Raw genomic sequence first — 15,256 nt, 5'->3', positions numbered from 1 at the left:
CGCGTCGGCGAATTTGAGCGTCAGGCCAGCGCACTGGCCGGGCTGGTGAACGGCATGCCCAGGTCGGCGGCTACTTGTTCGGACAGCAGCGCGCCGTCGTGCGTCGAAAGCCCTTTGGCCAGAGCGGAATCTGCCTGGCAAGCGTTATGCCAGCCGTGGTCGGCGAGCCTGAGCACATACGGCATGGTCGCGTTGGTCAGCGCGTAGGTCGAGGTCTTCGGGACCGCGCTAGGCATATTGGCCACGCAGTAGAACACCGTGTCGTGCACCGAGAACGTAGGATCGTCGTGGGTGGTGGGTCGCGAGTCTTCGAAGCAGCCACCCTGATCGATGGCAATGTCGACCAAGACAGCACCAGATTTCATTTGCGCGACAAGCGAATTCGATATCAACTTGGGCGCCTTGGCGCCCGGCACCAGTACCGCGCCGATCACCAAGTCGGCACGCTTGACGGCCCCTTCCAGCTCGTATGCCGACGAGTAGCGAGTCTGGATGTGGCCGGTGAACTCCGCGTCGAGCAGCCGAAGCTTGTTGATGTTGACGTCGAAGACCATCACGCTGGCACCCATTCCGCTGGCGACCCGGGCGGCGTTATAACCGGCCGTGCCCGCACCGATCACCACGACGTCGGCCGGTTTGACCCCCGGCACCCCGCCCATCAGCACGCCGCGACCACCCTGCGTGCGCATCAGGTGATAGGCCCCGGCCTGGGCGGAGAGCCGGCCGGCGACTTCGCTCATCGGGGCCAGCAAGGGCAGGACCCCGTCGGGGGTCTGCACGGTTTCGTAGGCGATCGACGTCGTGCCGGAAGCCAGAAGCGCCCCGGTGCACGCGGGCGAAGCGGCCAGGTGCAGATAGGTGAACAGAACCTGCCCACGGCGCAGCAGGCCGTACTCGGCCTCCTGCGGCTCTTTGACTTTGAGCAGCAGATCGGCCTCGGCCCACACTTCGCCCGCGGTGTCGATCACCTGGGCGCCCGCCGCCTTGAACTCGACGTCGGCAATCGCCGACCCCTCGCCGGCACCTGCCTGGACGAGCACCTCTTGGCCGCGATGGGTCAATTCGGCGACGCCCGCCGGGGTGATGGCGACCCTGAATTCGTTGTTTTTGGTCTCGGTAGGTATGCCGACTCGCATGCCTTCAAGTGTGAAGAAACTTCGAGCAATGGGCAAACATGCCGATGTTAATTCTATAGAGTCGGGGGATGACCGAAAGATCGACTGATGCTGGCGGCGGACTGACCGACTCTCCGAAGGATGTTCGGCCGGCGGACCTCGACGCCGTGGACCGGCAGATTCTGAGCGTGCTGCACGCCGACGCGCGCATCCCGAACAACGCCCTCGCCGAGGAAGTGGGGATCGCGCCGTCGACGTGTCACGGCCGGGTTCGTCGCTTGATCGAGCTCGGCGTCATCCGGGGGTTCTACAGCGACATCGACCCGGTCGCGGTGGGATTGCCGCTGCAGGCCATGATCTCGGTCAGCCTGCAGTCCAGCGCGCGCGGCAAGATCCGCAGCTTCATCCACCAGATCCGGAGCAGGCGGCAGGTGCGAGACGTGTATTTCCTTGCCGGCGCAGACGATTTCATCCTGCACGTCGCCGCCCGCGATACCGAAGACCTGCGCGCGTTCGTCGTGGAGAACCTCAATGCCGACGCCGACATCGCCGGCACCCAGACGTCGCTGATCTTTGAGCACCTGCGTGGGGCCGCGCCCATCTAAGGCCGAGAAGAAAGAACCCGATACCGGGGGTATCGCATACATAGCCGCGTCACTATAATTTCAACGCGTGATGTCCAGCGAGGGGGCCGGGATGTACACCGTCGATGACCGGGCGGCGGGGCCGCACGACGCGTCGCTCGACCACGAGCGTCTCGTCCTCGAGGCCCGTGACGTCGAGTTCGACTGGGCGAGGCTGCCGGTGCACTATGTGCCCGACGAGCCGTTCACCACCCACATGCTCAACGTCCTGCACCTGCTGCTGCCCGCCGGCGAAGAGTTTTTCGTCGAGGTGTTCAAGAGGGCGCTGCCGTTCATCAAGGACGACCAGCTGCGGCTGGATGTGCAGGGCTTCATCGGCCAGGAGTCCGTGCATTCGCAGGCACATTCGGGCGTCTGCGAACGCTTCGCCGCTCAGCATCTCCACGTGACGCCGTACACCGACCAGGTCAGGTGGATGTTCGACAAGGTGCTGGGGTCCAAGCCGCACTGGAGCCGGCGGCGACAGGACAGATGGCTGCTCGAGCAGGTGTCGTTCATCTCCGCGATCGAGCACTACACGGCCATCCTGGGTGAGTGGATTCTGAATACCCCGGCCCACGACGCCATCGGCACCGACCCCGTGATGCTGGACATGCTTCGCTGGCACGGCGCCGAGGAGGTCGAGCACAAGGCGGTTGCCTTCGACACCATGAAGCACCTGCGGGCCGGGTATTGGCGTCAGGTGCGCGCGCAGCTGGTTGTTTCGCCCGCGATGCTGTTGCTGTGGATCCGCGGGGTGCGATACCTGTACTCGGTGGACCCGCAGCTGCCGCCGGGCACCAGGCCGCGGTGGCGCGACTACGTCAACGCCGCGCGCCGAGGATTGTTGCCCGGGCCGCTGCGCTTCGTGCGGGGCATCGCCGACTACTACCGGCCGGGCTTCCACCCGTCGCAGCTGGGCGGGCTCGGGCGCGCCGTCGACTATTTGGCCATCTCGCCCGCCGCACGATCGTCGCGCTGATCTATGACCGCCGACTGCACCGTGACCGCGTCCGACGGCGTGGCTTTGGCGGTGCACCGCTACACCGAGATCGACCCGAGTCGTCCGACGATCCTCGCCGTCCACGGCTGGCCCGACAACCATCACGTCTGGGATGCGGTGGCCGAGGAATTCGTGCAGCGCTATCGGGGCCGATACAACGTCGCGGCCTACGACGTGCGCGGAGCCGGCGAATCATCGCGTCCGGCAAAGCGATTCGGATACAGGTTTCCGCAGCTGATCTCCGACGCCGGCGCGGTGATCGACAGCTTGGGCGTCGAACAGGTTCACCTGCTCGGCCACGACTGGGGTTCGATCCAGGCATGGGCGGCGGTCACCGACGATGCGACGATGGGCAAGGTCGCCTCGTTCACCTCGATCTCGGGCCCGCATCTGCACTATGCGGGCGCGTTCCTGCGCTCGGCGCGCAGCGCGCGGTCGCTGGCTCAGGTCGCCGGGCAGCTGGTCGCGTCGTCGTACATCGCCTTCTTCCTCTGCCCGGGTGTGCCGGAGCTGGCGTTTCGGTCCCGGATATTGGTGAAACTCGTTGAGCTCCTAGAACGTATCGGGGCACGTGGGCAGCGCCGCGCGACGCCACGGTCGATCACCGACTATGTCAACGGGCTGAACCTGTACCGGGCCAACATGCCCGCGTCGCTGTTGTCGCGGGGGAGCGAGTTGCCGAAGACCACTGTCGCGGTCCAGGTGCTGGTGCCGCGCTCCGACCTCTTCGTGACCCCGGCCCTGCAGCGGTTCACCGGCGCAATTCCGTCCGGCAGCAGGGTGATTGGAATCGAGGGCGGGCACTGGGTCGTCACCTCCCATCCCGAAGAGATCGCGCGGCTGACCGGTGAGTGGGTCGACCGCAACACCGGGTGTTCGCCGTGACCGAGAGCATCTGGGTCAGCAGGCCCGCGGACCTGTACGGCCGTCGTGACCGCGACCGTCTCGGCACGGTGTTGTGCGGCATCAGGGCGTTGTTCGACGGATTCACCTCGGTCTCGCGGTGGGAGCCGTCGCGGGTGAAACCCGTGCGGCGCATGCAGTCCGCGGTGGTCACCAAGCGAGAATTTGTCGCACCCGACGTGATCGCCTTGACATTGGCCGCTGTGGACGGCGGATTGCTCCCGTCGTGGACGCCCGGCGGCCATATCGATGTGGTGCTGCCCTCGGGCCGGCGACGTCAGTATTCGCTGTGCGGGCCGCCGGGGCGGCGCACCGACTACCGCATCGCCATCCGCCGAATCGCTGACGGCGGTGGCGGTTCGATAGAGATGCATGACGCGTTCGGCGTGGACGACACGCTGACTTTCGAAGGTCCGCGCAACGCCTTTTATCTCGGGACCGCCGAGCGTGACGTGCTGTTCGTGATCGGCGGTATCGGGGTGACACCGATTCTGCCGATGATCGCTGTGGCCCAGCAGCGCGGAACCAATTGGCGCGCAATCTATGCCGGCCGTAGTCGCGAGTACATGCCGCTGCTGGACGAGGTGGTGTCGGTGGCACCGGACCGGGTGAGGGTGTGGGCCGACGACGAACGTGGCGGGGTGGCCACCGCCGGCGATCTGCTGGCCGGGGCTGGGCCGGCGACGGCCGTCTACGTGTGCGGACCGAGTGGCATGCTGGACGCCGTACGCCTGGCGCGTAAAGAACATGCTTCCGCACCAATGCATTACGAGCGGTTCAGCCCACCGCCGGTGGTCAACGGGGTCCCTTTCGAGCTCGAACTTGCCCGGTCGTGCCGAGTGCTCAATGTCCCGGCCGACCGGTCCGCGCTGGCGGTGATGCTCGACCATGATCCGACCACCCCGTACTCCTGCCAGCAGGGCTTCTGTGGGACGTGCAAAGTGAAAGTGCTTGCCGGACAGGCCGATCACCGCGGCCGCGTGGCCGTGGGCGACGACGAGATGCTGGTCTGCGTCTCACGGGCCCAAGCAGGCCGGCTGGTCATCGAGGCCTGAGTGCGGCGGCGCTCACGCTTGCCCGGCCGCTTTATGCCGGTAGCCCACGTGTGGCACGCTGATACCGGGTAGCGGCTTCCAGATGTGGGTGCGGCCATCAAGCTGAAAATCGTGTTTCTCGTAGAATTGGCGCGCCTTCTCGTTCTTTTCCGCGCACCACAAGATCACGTCACTCGACGGATTCGAGCGCACCGCCTTGTTGAGCAAGCGCACGCCGATGCGCAGGCTTTTGGCCTCGTCCGCAGTGTAGAGGGCTTCGAGTCGCGTGGTGTTGGCAGTGCTGAAATCGGGTCCGTAGATGGACATGCCGAGGATCTTGTTGCGGGCCTCGGCAATCCACATACCCCAACCGGGACGGTTCACGGCTTCGGGATACTTCACCTCGGCCCAGAGTTTTGGCGTACCGATCACGTCGAGCAGGTAGTCCTCGATCATGCCGGCCCAGGACCGCCGCCACACCGGATAGTGCATGTCCGCGACCTTCGCGAACTCGGTCGGTCCGGCCCTGCGGATCTTGACGTCGGTCGACTTCACACCGACACCTTAAGGTCATCGGGCCCAGTAACGCTCCAGATAGGCGACCAGCGCAATGGTCAGACCTCGCCGGGCGGTTCAGGAACTAGCGGTCGCCGTTAGGCGCGCTGCTTTTCAAATGGTTGCGTGATGGCCTAAGAGCCGACTATTTTCCTTTTCTTCATATTCGTGCCGCTTTGGGGCCGCACACTATCGGCACCCAACAAAAGGAGACGCGTCAAATGGCTTCACCTCGCTGGCTGGCCAGAGTCACCCTGCCCGTAGTGGTTGGCGCTGTCCTGGTGGCCAACGCTGCGGTTTCTTCTGCCATCACTCTTCACGACCAGGACTTCCTGGCCAAAATGCATGGCCTCGGCTTCGTCTGGCCGCCGCAGGAAGACGCTGACGTCGTCAACATGGGCCATCAAATCTGCATCGACCGCTGGAATGGAATGACGGCCGACGGGCTCGCCCAGGATATTCACAACACCTTGGGCCCGAAAGGCGTTAACTTCGCCGACGCCGCCGCCATGATCAACCTCTCAGAACAGATGTTTTGCCCGTATTAATTGACGCCCGGTCGCCCCGTCTAGGGTGAACAGCATGCGAGTGGGCGTGCTGGGAGCCAAGGGCAAAGTCGGGGCGACGATGGTGGCGGCGGTGCAGGCCGCCGAGGATCTGACCCTGTCCGCGGAGGTGGACGCCGGCGATCCGCTGAGCCTGCTGACCGACTCCGACACCGAGGCCGTCATCGACTTCACCCACCCGGCTGTGGTGATGGGCAACCTCGAGTTCCTGATCAACAACGGAATTCACGCCGTCGTGGGCACGACCGGCTTCACCGCCGATCGGGTCGCCCAAGTGGAATCGTGGCTGGCCGGCAACGCGGGCACGTCGGTGCTGATCGCGCCGAACTTCGCGATCGGGGCGGTGCTGTCAATGCATTTCGCGAAGCAGGCCGCGCCCTTCTTCGACTCGGTCGAGGTGATCGAGCTACACCATCCGCATAAGGCCGACGCCCCGTCGGGCACTGCTGCGCGCACCGCCAAGCTGATCGCCGAAGCGCGAAAAGGCTTGCCGCCCAACCCTGATGCCACCAGCACCGGCCTGCCCGGCGCCCGGGGCGCCGACGTCGACGGCATCCCGGTGCATTCGGTGCGGCTGGCCGGATTGGTTGCCCACCAGGAGATCCTGTTCGGGACGGAGGGCGAGACGCTGACCATCCGGCACGACAGCCTGGACCGTACGTCGTTTGTCCCCGGCGTGCTGTTGGCGATTCGGCACATCCATGAGCGGTCCGGCCTCACGATCGGTATCGAGCCGCTGCTCAACCTGCAATGAGTGATATCGCGCGCACGGTGCGCATCCAATTGCTGATCGCGTTCTTGTGCGTGGCGATGCTGGTGTATTTCGTGCTGCTGGGGCGCGTAGCGGTTGGGATGATCGGCTCGGGCCGGGTCGCCGCCGTCGGGCTCGGGGCGGCCGTCCTGATCATGCCGATCATTGGGTTGTGGGCGATGATCGCCACCCTGCGAGCGGGGTTCGCCCACCAGAAGCTGGCCCGGCTGGCCGCCGAAGACGGCATGGAACTCGATGTCAGCGCGCTCCCGCGCCGGCCCTCCGGCCGCATCGAGCGGGACGCGGCCGACGCCCTGTTCGCCACCGTACGGGCCGAGGTCCAGGCCCAACCGGACGACTGGCGGCGGTGGTACCGGCTGGCCCGGGCCTACGACTACGCGGGGGATCGGCGCCGCGCGCGCGAAGCGATGAAAACCGCAGTCGACCTGCAGGCCGACCAGTGACCAAGACGCTGCTGATCGTGCACCACACGCCGTCGCCGCATTGCCAGGAGATGTTTGAGGCGGTGGTCGCAGGGGCCACTGACCCCGAGATCGAGGGTGTGGAGGTGGTGCGGCGCGCGGCGCTGACCGTTTCGCCGGTCGAGATGCTGGAGGCCGACGGTTATGTCCTCGGCACACCGGCGAACCTCGGCTACATCTCGGGCGCCTTGAAGCACGCGTTCGACCAGTCGTACTACCAGCTGCTCGACAGCACGCGCGGGCGACCGTTCGGGCTATACCTGCACGGCAACGAAGGCACCGAGGGCGCCCAGCGCGGCGTCGACGGGATCACGACGGGACTGGGCTGGGTGAAAGCCGTTGATACCGTGGTGGTTTCGGGTAAACCGACCAAGGCCGACGTCGAGGCATGCTGGAACCTCGGCGCGACGGTGGCCGCCCAGTTGATGGAGTGACCTAAATCCCGAACCATCGCGTGAGCGCGCTGCGTAATTCACGCAATTCGTCCGGCTCGGGTGTGGCCTCCGAAGACGCCCACGCCACATAACCATCGGGACGGACCAGGACGGCCGTCGCGGCGATGTCACCGACCGGTTGTCCGGCCACGACGGTGAGCTGGCCCGCGACATTGGTTACCTCGGCCGCGACCACACCGCCGACGGTGAGATCAACGAGTAATGGACGCCCGTCGCGGGCGAGCTCCGCAATACGCCGTGTTCCGCCGCGATCCGCCAAGGCGAAGTCGGGCACCCAATACCCCGCGAGCGGGTGCATATCGGGGCCCATCGGGTAGCGATTGTCGGCCCCGGAGAGCAGGTCACTGAGCCGGCGGACGACGTGCGGCTCGGTGAGCAGCTCGGAGAAGAGTTCGCGCAGCGCTGTGACTTCGGGACCTGGCCGGAAGAGCGCGAGCTGGGACCTGCTCTGCATGATCAGCCGCTCGGCGGCGGGTCGGCGCTCGGTCTCGTAGGTGTCGAGCAGTTCGGCCTTGACGTGCCCATGCGAAACCGCCGCCAGCTTCCACCCGAGGTTCACCGCGTCCTGCAAACTCAGATTGAGACCCGGTCCACCAATAGGTGCATGCACATGCGCGGCATCGCCGAGAAGTATCACCCTGCCGACCTGATAGCGCGAGGCGATCCTCGAGTTGATGCCGACGAACCGTCGCAAATCCATTGGCGCGTCAGGCGATGTGGGCCGCAGTGGCACATCCTTGCCGAGCACGCGCTTGGCGCTGGCCTCCAACTCGGCCACACTCATCGGTGGCTCGTTGACGGTGTCCTCGCCGCGCCGTTCCTGGGCCGCTACGTCGAGTTCGTACGTCATCACCGCCACGCGGTTGCCCATCGCACCGAACGCGAATACGCCTCGGTCAGTTCGATGAAACCGCTGGGGTGGGAGCTGATCCGACCCGGGTGCGTCGGACGTTCCGCTCGCCGGGGCAAGCCATTCGTCGGGTGGCACCAGATTGAACCCGATCCGGACGACCAGGTCATACGACGACATCCCGGGAAAGTCGATGCCTGCGAGGTGGCGCGTTTTGCTGTGACCGCCATCGGCGCCGACGAAGTACTTGGCCGTCAGGTCGTAAGGCCCATCCGGGCCGGTGACATGCACCGTGATGCCTTCATCGTGCTGATCGAAACCGGTCACGGCGTGACCCCAACGAATATCGGCCTGGTATTCGCCGGCCCGTTCGACCAGCACCTCAACCAGCCCCCGCTGTTGTACGGGGATCGCGAACAATTGAGAGTCCGGTACCTCGGCAAGCTCCAACGGAAACCCGGCGAAAGCCGAGTGCGGAGCGGGTTTTGGTGGTTTCGTCGTCCCGGTGAGCGCGCTGTACAGATCCCGGTGATCCAGGATCCGTGCGGCCTGGCCGACGATGCGGTTGACCCGCGCCGCCGGGTTGGGGCCGGATGCCGGATCCAGGACCACCGGCCGAATCCCGGCCAACCCCAGTTCGCAGGCCAGCATCAACCCATTTGGGCTGGCCCCCGCGATGACGACGTCGACCACGGCGACAGCCTAAGCGCGGTGGATGACGGCGACAACCCCGCGATTGCCAGGCCTGCGCGGTGATCGCGCCGGTTAGACGTAGGTCGGCTTGAACGCGTCGGCCGGCTGGGCCAGCGCCAGCGCCGAGCTGGTGCCGATCGGGCCGTGCCGATCGAACAGGGTCGCGGCTCCGGTGGCCACACCCGCAGTGCCGAAATGGCTCTGGGCGGCCAGGCCGATGAATTCACCGTCGGGCATGCGACTGGCCGTGACGGTGTAGTCGGCATTGATGTAGCGCAATCCGCTTGTGCCCCAGTGAGTTAACGAACTGGTGATATCGCCGGCGAAAGCCAGTCGGGTAAACGGGGTCAGCGGGTGGCCGTGCACCATCGGGCGAAACAGCCGCGCCCAGGCGAACTTCTGTGAGTGCGATTGCTCCCACTCGCCCGCGGCGATGCCGGGACTGCCCTCGAGGGTGGCCCCGTAGCCCCAGATGAGAAACGGCATGTCGGCCGGGAAGCCGTCCGACGATGTGGGAAGCGGCGGCATCCGCGCAGCCGATGACCAGACTTCTCCGTCGGGGTGATCGCCGCGACGCAGGAACAGCGCGCTGGCCCGCGCGACGATCGTGCCCTTCTGCACCAGCGCGCCGTCGACCAGCTTGATGCGGCGGCCTTCGCGCTGCACCGAGGTCTGAATCTGCACCGGCTCCATCAGGGCCGGGCGCAACAGATCGACCGTGAAACGAGCCGGCTGAAAGTCGGGGTCGACGCCGGAGTTCTCTATCCCCCAGCCCAACAGGCCGCCCACGATCTGGCCCCCCATCGCCGCGCCCCACGGGCCCCGCGTCAGCCTGCCGGGAACATAGGAGTCGCCGTCCACGGTGAAGAACGCCTCGGGCATGGTGGCGGAATCCTCGATCGTCACCGCTATCACGATAGGACACCGGATACCAGCGACCGGGGACCAAGGTCCCTGGCCGAACGCGCTGTGGCGGAGCAGGCTCGCTAGACATGCCTACTTACAAAAATCCGCGCGTTCGAGATGTGGTCCGAAGCCTCAACAAGCACGTGACCAACCCGGCCGAGATAGCTTTCGCGGGCCATCGTTTTTGGTATGCGGCGGTAATCGAGCACACCGGCCGCACGTCGGGAAAACGGTACCGGACCCCAGTCGTGGCGCTCAGGGTCGGCGATGGAATCTTGGTTGGACTGCCGTACGGCACCGGCGTCGACTGGTTACGCAATGTCCTCGCCGCCGGATCCGCGACGATCACGGACAAAGGGCGCACTTACAGCGTCGGACAGCCGGAAATTATCGACGCGGCTACCGCCGAACCACAGCTTTCGCCGTGGTGGCGCTGGATCTTGCACGCATCGCACGTGGACAGCTACGTCAAGTTCGCGCTGACCTGACCGGTTGCCCTACGGTTTGTGGGTGCACGCTGATGGGGTGACGGGAAGTAACGGGGCATGACCCTGGTGGCCACGATCCCGCGCGGCCACAACCCGTTTCCGACGACGGGGGTGTCCCGCGATCGCCATGGGATCCCGCGCTATGACCAGGTGCCGGCCACCCTGGTCGACATGCTGGCCGAGCAGGTCGATGCCCGGCCCGACAGTGAGGCCGTGGTCGAAGTCGGTGGCGACCGTCTGACCTACCGCCAGCTATGGGACCGCGCGTCTCGGGTCGCCGGTGGGCTGCGCGCGGCCGGTCTGAGCGTTGGTGACCGCGTCGCGGTGCGCCATCCCGCGGGCATCGACTGGGTGTTGGCCTTCTGGGGCACGGTGATGGCCGGCGGTGTTGCGGTCGCGGTCAACACGCGCTCGACCCAGCCCGAGGTCGACTTCGTGCTGTCCGATGCGGGCGCACGCGTCGATCTGGCCCCCGGCGCAGCACTGCCCGACGGGCAGCCGTACGTGACCGAGCGGCTCGAGCGGACCGACACCGCCGCACTGTTCTACACCTCGGGGACGACCGGCCACCCCAAGGGTGTGCCGACGACCCACGAGGCCTTCGTGACCAACACCGAGAATGGGCTTCGGTGCATGGGGTTGCCCCGGGATGTCGGTGCGGGACTGCGCACGCTGATCTCGGTGCCGCTGTTTCACGTGACCGGCTGCAACTCACAGTTTTTGGCGGCCATCCGGCTCGGTGGGGCATCGGTGATCATGCCGGCACTGAACCTCGATGACCTGATCGCCACGTTGACCGCCGAACGCATTTCGCTGATGGTGACGGTTCCTGCGGTCTACGCGCTATTGCTGCGGCACAAGGACTTTGCGAGCACGGATGCGTCTGGGGTCCGCTGGGTGGGCTATGGCGGCGCGCCCATCGCCCCGACGCTGGTGCGGTCGGTGAAAGAAGCCTTTCCGCAGGCCACGGTGTTCAACGGCTACGGCATGACCGAGTCTGCATCGCTGATGACCGTGCTGCCCGACGCGGACGCCGTCGCACATGCCGACTCGGTGGGCTACGCGGTCCCGTCGGTCGATCTCGGGGTGCTGCCCAGTGGCGACGATCCCGCCATCGGCGAGTTGGTGGTGCGCGGAGCCAATATCACTGTCGGATACTGGAACCGGCCGGAGGCGTCCGAGGCCACCATCGTGGACGGCTGGCTGCATACCGGAGACGTGGTCCGGGTCGACGCCGAGGGCCGAGTGCACATTGTCGACCGGCTCAAGGACATCATCAACCGCGGTGGCGAGAACGTCTCCAGCGTCGAGGTGGAAGCCGCACTGCTGGCGGCGCCCCATGTGGCGGATGCCTGCGTGCTCGCGGTCCCCGACGATGTCATGGGAGAAAAGGTCGGAGCGGTGTTGTTCGGGGGCCAGGAGCAGATCGATGTGGCCGCCGTCCTCGAGCACTGCGGCCGGGCGCTCGCCGACTTCAAAATTCCGCAATACGTCACGGTGGTAGCAGATGCGTTGCCGCGCAACGCCGGTGGAAAGCTGCTCAAGGCCAAGCTCCGCGAACAAGTGCAGTGGGGCGACCCGCTGCGATGAACACGACCGTGCTGATCGCCAACCGCGGAGAGATCGCGCTTCGGATCATCCGCACCGCAACCGAACTGGGCATGACGACCGTCGCGGTCTACGCCGAAGACGACGCCGAGAGCCCGCACGTGCATGCGGCCGACGAAGCGATCGGGCTGCCGGGCAGCGGGCCAGAGGCCTACCTGGATCAGCACGCGATGCTGGCGGCAGCCAAAGACACGGGCGCCCAGATGATTCATCCGGGATACGGCTTCCTTTCCGAGAACGCCGAATTCGCCCGCGCCTGCACCGCGAGCGGGCACGTGTTCGTCGGGCCCGACGCCAGGGTGCTCGAGCTGGTCGGCAACAAGTCGGCGGCCCGCGCCGCGGCGACAGGCGCTGGCGTGCCGGTGCTGCCGGCGACCGAAGGACCGAGCAGCGTTGCCGACATCCACGCGTTCTTCGCCGCGCACGACGGCGCCATCATGATCAAGGCGCTGGCCGGTGGCGGCGGCCGCGGGATGCGAAGGGTCCACAGCGCCGACCAGATCGACAACGCCTATAGCCAGTGCGCCGCCGAGGCCAAACTTGGTTTCGGCGATGCGGCGCTGTTCGCCGAGGCGGTGCTCGACGATGCACGCCACATCGAGGTGCAGATCATCGCCGCGCCGGCCGGCCCCAGTACGCATGCGCTCGCGCTCGGCGACCGTGACTGCAGCGTGCAGCGGCGCCACCAGAAGATCGTCGAAATCGCGCCCGCGCAAGGTCTTTCGGACATGCTGCGCCGCGAGCTGCATCAGGCCGCGGCCCGGCTGTGTGCCAGGGCCGGTCTGCGGGGGTTGGCCACCGTCGAGTTTCTGGTTGCCGGCGAAACCTACGCCTTCCTCGAGGTCAATCCGCGAATCCAAGTCGAACACACCATCACCGAGGAGGTCACCGGTGTCGATCTGGTGGCCGCACAGCTCGCCGTCGCCGGTGGCGCGTCCTACTACCAGCTGGGGCTGCCGGCCGGAATTGCCTCCGACGGCGATGAAGTGATCGGTGAGCCCGCCGCGAGGCGGGGCATCGCGATTCAGGCCCGGGTCAACGCGGAGACTTACACCGCCGACGGATCGGTTGTCCCGACCGCGGGCACCATGACGGTGTTCTCGCCGCCGAGCGGTCCCGGAGTGCGCGTCGACACCTACGGCAGGCCCGGTCTGGTCGTCGGCGCGCGATATGACTCGCTGCTGGCCAAGGTCGTCACCCACGTGCACGGGACGTCGTTTTCGGCGGCGCTACGCAAGAGCCGGACCGCCCTGGCCGAATTCAGTATCGACGGTGTGCGCACCAACATCGCTGTGTTGCGAGAGTTGCTGTCCGACAACGCGTTGCAGTCAGGCTGGGTGACGACGAGTTATCTCGACGAAAAACTTCCCGAGTTCGCCGACGCCGCGCTGTCGCAGCAAACCGACGCGCGAATCGCCCCCGTCGAGCTTTACCCGGGCGAAGAGGTGTTGCGCGCCCAGTTGGCCGGGACCGTGCTCGAGGTGGCTGCCGCCGGAGCCGAATTCAGCTCGGGCAGCCAACTGGTCGTCCTCGAGGCGATGAAGATGGAGCACGTGCTCGTCGCGCCGGACGCACTGCGCACGGTGCGCAGCCTGGTGACGGCCGGCCAGGTCGTCGGCACCGGCGACCCGCTGGTCGTCTTCATCCGCACGGGCGCCGGCTCGGGCGGCGAATCATCCACCGCCGCAGTCGATCTCGATAGCTCACGCCCCGACGTCGACGAAGTCGCCCACCGTCATCTGCTGACCCGCGATGAGGGTCGTACTGCCGTGGTCGCCAAGCGGCACGACCGGGGCCGCCGCACCGCCCGGGAGAACATCGCCGATCTGGTCGACGCCGGCAGCTTCGTCGAATACGGCGCGCTGGCCATTGCGGCGCAACGGAGTCGCCGTTCCGAGGAGGATCTGATCGTCAACACCCCGGCCGACGGCCTGGTCGCCGGCCTGGCAACCATCGGCGCGGACCGATTCGGGCGCGCGGCCGCCGAGGCGGTGGTGGTGTCCTACGACTACACCGTGCTGGCCGGGACGCAGGGCATGCGTAACCATGCCAAGACCGACCGCGTCTTCGAGTTGGCTACCCGGAAACGGCTGCCGGTGGTGTTGTTTGCCGAGGGCGGCGGGGGACGGCCGGGCGACACCGACGTCGGCGGGGCCGCCGGGCTCGACGTGCCGACCTTCCGGGTGCTGGCCGGGTTGAGCGGCCGGGTGCCGCTGGTGTCGATCGTGTCCGGGCGTTGCTTCGCCGGCAACGCCGCGTTGGCCGGGGTGTGCGACGTGATCATCGCGACCCCCGACGCCAACATCGGGATGGGCGGGCCGGCCATGATCGAGGGCGGCGGCCTCGGCGTCTACCCACCGGAAGCGATCGGCCCGATCGACGTGCAGCGGCGCAACGGGGTGGTGAGCCTGGTCGCCCGCGACGAAGCACACGCGGTGGCACTGGCCAAAAAGTATCTGTCGTACTTCCAAGGCGGCAGCGGCGATTGGGTGGCACCGGACCCGCGACTGGCCCGGCATGTGGTGCCGCAGAATCGGTTGCGCGCCTACGATGTGCATCGCGCCATCGAGTCGATCGTCGACGTCGGCTCCGTCCTGGAACTACGGGCCGACTACGGGGTGGGCATCGTCACCGCACTCGTTCGCGTCGAAGGCGTCCCATATGGTTTGTTGGCCAACAGCAGTCACCATCTGGGCGGTGCGATCGATGCCGAAGCGGCCGATAAGGCCGGCGACTTCCTGGCGCTGTGCGAATCGTTCAGGTTGCCGGTGATCTCGCTGTGCGACACCCCCGGGTTCATGGTCGGGCCGGAAACCGAAAAAGAGGCGGCCGTGCGCCGGTTCGGCCGCTTGTTCGTGCTGGGGGCGCGGCTGACGGTGCCGTTGGGAATGATCATCCTGCGCAAGGCCTACGGGCTGGGCGCGATGGCGATGGCCGGAGGTTCTTTCCACGCGCCGCAATTCACCGTCGCGTGGCCGACCGGGGAAATCGGCGGTATGGGCCTGGAAGGCGCTGTGCGACTTGGCTTCAGCAAGGAGCTGGCCGCGGCCGCGGATCCGATAGAGCGCCAAGAGCTATTCGATCGACTGGTGGCGGCGGCCTATCAGCATGGCAAGGCGCTACGCGCCGCAACCACATTCGAGCTCGACGATGTAATCGACCCCCCAGACTCCCGGGCCTGGATTACCAGGTTGCCGGGTGCCTGAGGGGTCGGATCGAAGGGT

14 protein-coding genes and 1 pseudogene are annotated in these 15,256 nt (G+C 66.6%); 11 read left to right on the top strand and 4 right to left on the bottom strand.

Translation table 11 applies throughout. From position 1 onward, the window contains the following. Positions 1-20: 20 nt before the first annotated feature. On the bottom strand, positions 21-1,136 hold the full coding sequence (ald, locus tag MNAB215_RS28530) for an alanine dehydrogenase (RefSeq protein WP_077081739.1): 1,116 nt from the start codon (positions 1,134-1,136) through the stop codon (positions 21-23). A 68-nt stretch (positions 1,137-1,204) separates the two neighbouring features. Here ald and aldR point away from each other — a divergent pair, with 68 nt between their 5' ends. The 4 genes and pseudogenes from aldR (at position 1,205) to MNAB215_RS28510 (ending at position 4,699) form a co-directional block, all read left to right on the top strand. Then, complete coding sequence (gene aldR, locus MNAB215_RS28525; RefSeq protein ID WP_077081738.1) at positions 1,205-1,720, top strand: HTH-type transcriptional regulator AldR; 516 nt, start codon at positions 1,205-1,207, stop codon at positions 1,718-1,720. Between the two features lie 70 nt (positions 1,721-1,790). After that, positions 1,791-2,720 (top strand): metal-dependent hydrolase, encoded by a 930-nt coding sequence (locus MNAB215_RS28520; protein WP_245830493.1) that lies wholly within the window; start codon positions 1,791-1,793, stop codon positions 2,718-2,720. 3 nt (positions 2,721-2,723) lie between these two features. After that, positions 2,724-3,605, top strand: a pseudogene (locus tag MNAB215_RS28515) (alpha/beta fold hydrolase); the annotation flags it as partial. Between the two features lie 17 nt (positions 3,606-3,622). Then, positions 3,623-4,699, top strand: a complete 1,077-nt coding sequence (locus MNAB215_RS28510; RefSeq protein ID WP_077082423.1) for a PDR/VanB family oxidoreductase — start codon at positions 3,623-3,625, stop codon at positions 4,697-4,699. A gap of 12 nt (positions 4,700-4,711) precedes the next feature. Here MNAB215_RS28510 and MNAB215_RS28505 read toward each other — a convergent pair whose 3' ends face one another. Beyond that, complete coding sequence (locus MNAB215_RS28505) at positions 4,712-5,233, bottom strand: GNAT family N-acetyltransferase (protein ID WP_077081736.1); 522 nt, start codon at positions 5,231-5,233, stop codon at positions 4,712-4,714. A gap of 221 nt (positions 5,234-5,454) precedes the next feature. Between MNAB215_RS28505 and MNAB215_RS28500 the strand changes: the two genes are divergently transcribed. The 4 genes from MNAB215_RS28500 to MNAB215_RS28485 are packed head-to-tail and all read left to right on the top strand — an operon-like array spanning position 5,455 to position 7,466. Then, positions 5,455-5,781 (top strand): DUF732 domain-containing protein, encoded by a 327-nt coding sequence (locus MNAB215_RS28500; RefSeq protein WP_077081735.1) that lies wholly within the window; start codon positions 5,455-5,457, stop codon positions 5,779-5,781. A 34-nt stretch (positions 5,782-5,815) separates the two neighbouring features. Next, positions 5,816-6,553: a 4-hydroxy-tetrahydrodipicolinate reductase gene (dapB, locus tag MNAB215_RS28495; RefSeq protein ID WP_077082421.1), complete on the top strand. Its 738-nt coding sequence runs from the start codon at positions 5,816-5,818 to the stop codon at positions 6,551-6,553. Further along, positions 6,550-7,014 carry a hypothetical protein gene (locus MNAB215_RS28490; RefSeq protein ID WP_108637729.1) on the top strand — a complete coding sequence of 155 codons (465 nt, stop codon included), beginning with the start codon at positions 6,550-6,552 and terminating at the stop codon, positions 7,012-7,014. Before dapB ends, MNAB215_RS28490 begins: the two co-directional genes overlap by 4 nt. Before the next feature lie 50 nt (positions 7,015-7,064). Further along, positions 7,065-7,466 carry a flavodoxin family protein gene (locus MNAB215_RS28485; RefSeq protein WP_165691658.1) on the top strand — a complete coding sequence of 134 codons (402 nt, stop codon included), beginning with the start codon at positions 7,065-7,067 and terminating at the stop codon, positions 7,464-7,466. Between the two features lies 1 nt (position 7,467). On the opposite strand, the gene MNAB215_RS28480 is transcribed toward MNAB215_RS28485, so the two are convergent. Together MNAB215_RS28480 and MNAB215_RS28475 are read right to left on the bottom strand one after the other, a co-directional pair. Beyond that, positions 7,468-9,030, bottom strand: coding sequence for an FAD-dependent monooxygenase (locus MNAB215_RS28480; protein WP_077081733.1), 1,563 nt, complete (start codon positions 9,028-9,030; stop codon positions 7,468-7,470). A gap of 72 nt (positions 9,031-9,102) precedes the next feature. Beyond that, positions 9,103-9,936 carry an acyl-CoA thioesterase domain-containing protein gene (locus MNAB215_RS28475; protein ID WP_108637728.1) on the bottom strand — a complete coding sequence of 278 codons (834 nt, stop codon included), beginning with the start codon at positions 9,934-9,936 and terminating at the stop codon, positions 9,103-9,105. Between the two features lie 86 nt (positions 9,937-10,022). On the opposite strand from MNAB215_RS28475, the gene MNAB215_RS28470 reads away from it, so the two are divergent. Genes MNAB215_RS28470 through MNAB215_RS28460 form a run of 3 tightly spaced genes read left to right on the top strand, consistent with a single transcriptional unit; the run spans position 10,023 to position 15,238 of the window. Beyond that, the gene (locus tag MNAB215_RS28470; protein WP_077081732.1) at positions 10,023-10,424 is read left to right on the top strand and encodes a nitroreductase family deazaflavin-dependent oxidoreductase; all 402 of its coding nucleotides are present in this window, start codon (positions 10,023-10,025) and stop codon (positions 10,422-10,424) included. 57 nt (positions 10,425-10,481) lie between these two features. After that, entirely contained in the window at positions 10,482-12,014 is a 1,533-nt protein-coding gene (locus MNAB215_RS28465; RefSeq protein WP_077081731.1) for a class I adenylate-forming enzyme family protein, read from the top strand. Further along, a complete protein-coding gene (locus MNAB215_RS28460; RefSeq protein WP_077081730.1) occupies positions 12,011-15,238 on the top strand; it encodes an acetyl-CoA carboxylase family protein in 3,228 nt (1,075 codons plus the stop codon). Before MNAB215_RS28465 ends, MNAB215_RS28460 begins: the two co-directional genes overlap by 4 nt. Positions 15,239-15,256: the final 18 nt, after the last annotated feature.

The sequence above is a fragment of the Mycobacterium numidiamassiliense genome (genome assembly GCF_900157365.1).
GTDB lineage: Bacteria > Actinomycetota > Actinomycetes > Mycobacteriales > Mycobacteriaceae > Mycobacterium > Mycobacterium numidiamassiliense.
Note: the sequence above shows the minus strand (reverse complement) of the source record. Positions and strands in the feature narration are given on the sequence as shown.

Coding starts and splice junctions, on each gene's coding strand:
- ald (WP_077081739.1), bottom strand. CDS start 1,136: ATGCGAGTCGGCATACCTACCGAGACCAAAAACAACGAATTCAGGGTC.
- MNAB215_RS28500 (WP_077081735.1), top strand. CDS start 5,455: ATGGCTTCACCTCGCTGGCTGGCCAGAGTCACCCTGCCCGTAGTGGTT.
- MNAB215_RS28470 (WP_077081732.1), top strand. CDS start 10,023: ATGCCTACTTACAAAAATCCGCGCGTTCGAGATGTGGTCCGAAGCCTC.
- MNAB215_RS28485 (WP_165691658.1), top strand. CDS start 7,065: ATGTTTGAGGCGGTGGTCGCAGGGGCCACTGACCCCGAGATCGAGGGT.
- dapB (WP_077082421.1), top strand. CDS start 5,816: ATGCGAGTGGGCGTGCTGGGAGCCAAGGGCAAAGTCGGGGCGACGATG.
- aldR (WP_077081738.1), top strand. CDS start 1,205: ATGACCGAAAGATCGACTGATGCTGGCGGCGGACTGACCGACTCTCCG.
- MNAB215_RS28520 (WP_245830493.1), top strand. CDS start 1,791: ATGTCCAGCGAGGGGGCCGGGATGTACACCGTCGATGACCGGGCGGCG.
- MNAB215_RS28460 (WP_077081730.1), top strand. CDS start 12,011: ATGAACACGACCGTGCTGATCGCCAACCGCGGAGAGATCGCGCTTCGG.
- MNAB215_RS28465 (WP_077081731.1), top strand. CDS start 10,482: ATGACCCTGGTGGCCACGATCCCGCGCGGCCACAACCCGTTTCCGACG.
- MNAB215_RS28490 (WP_108637729.1), top strand. CDS start 6,550: ATGAGTGATATCGCGCGCACGGTGCGCATCCAATTGCTGATCGCGTTC.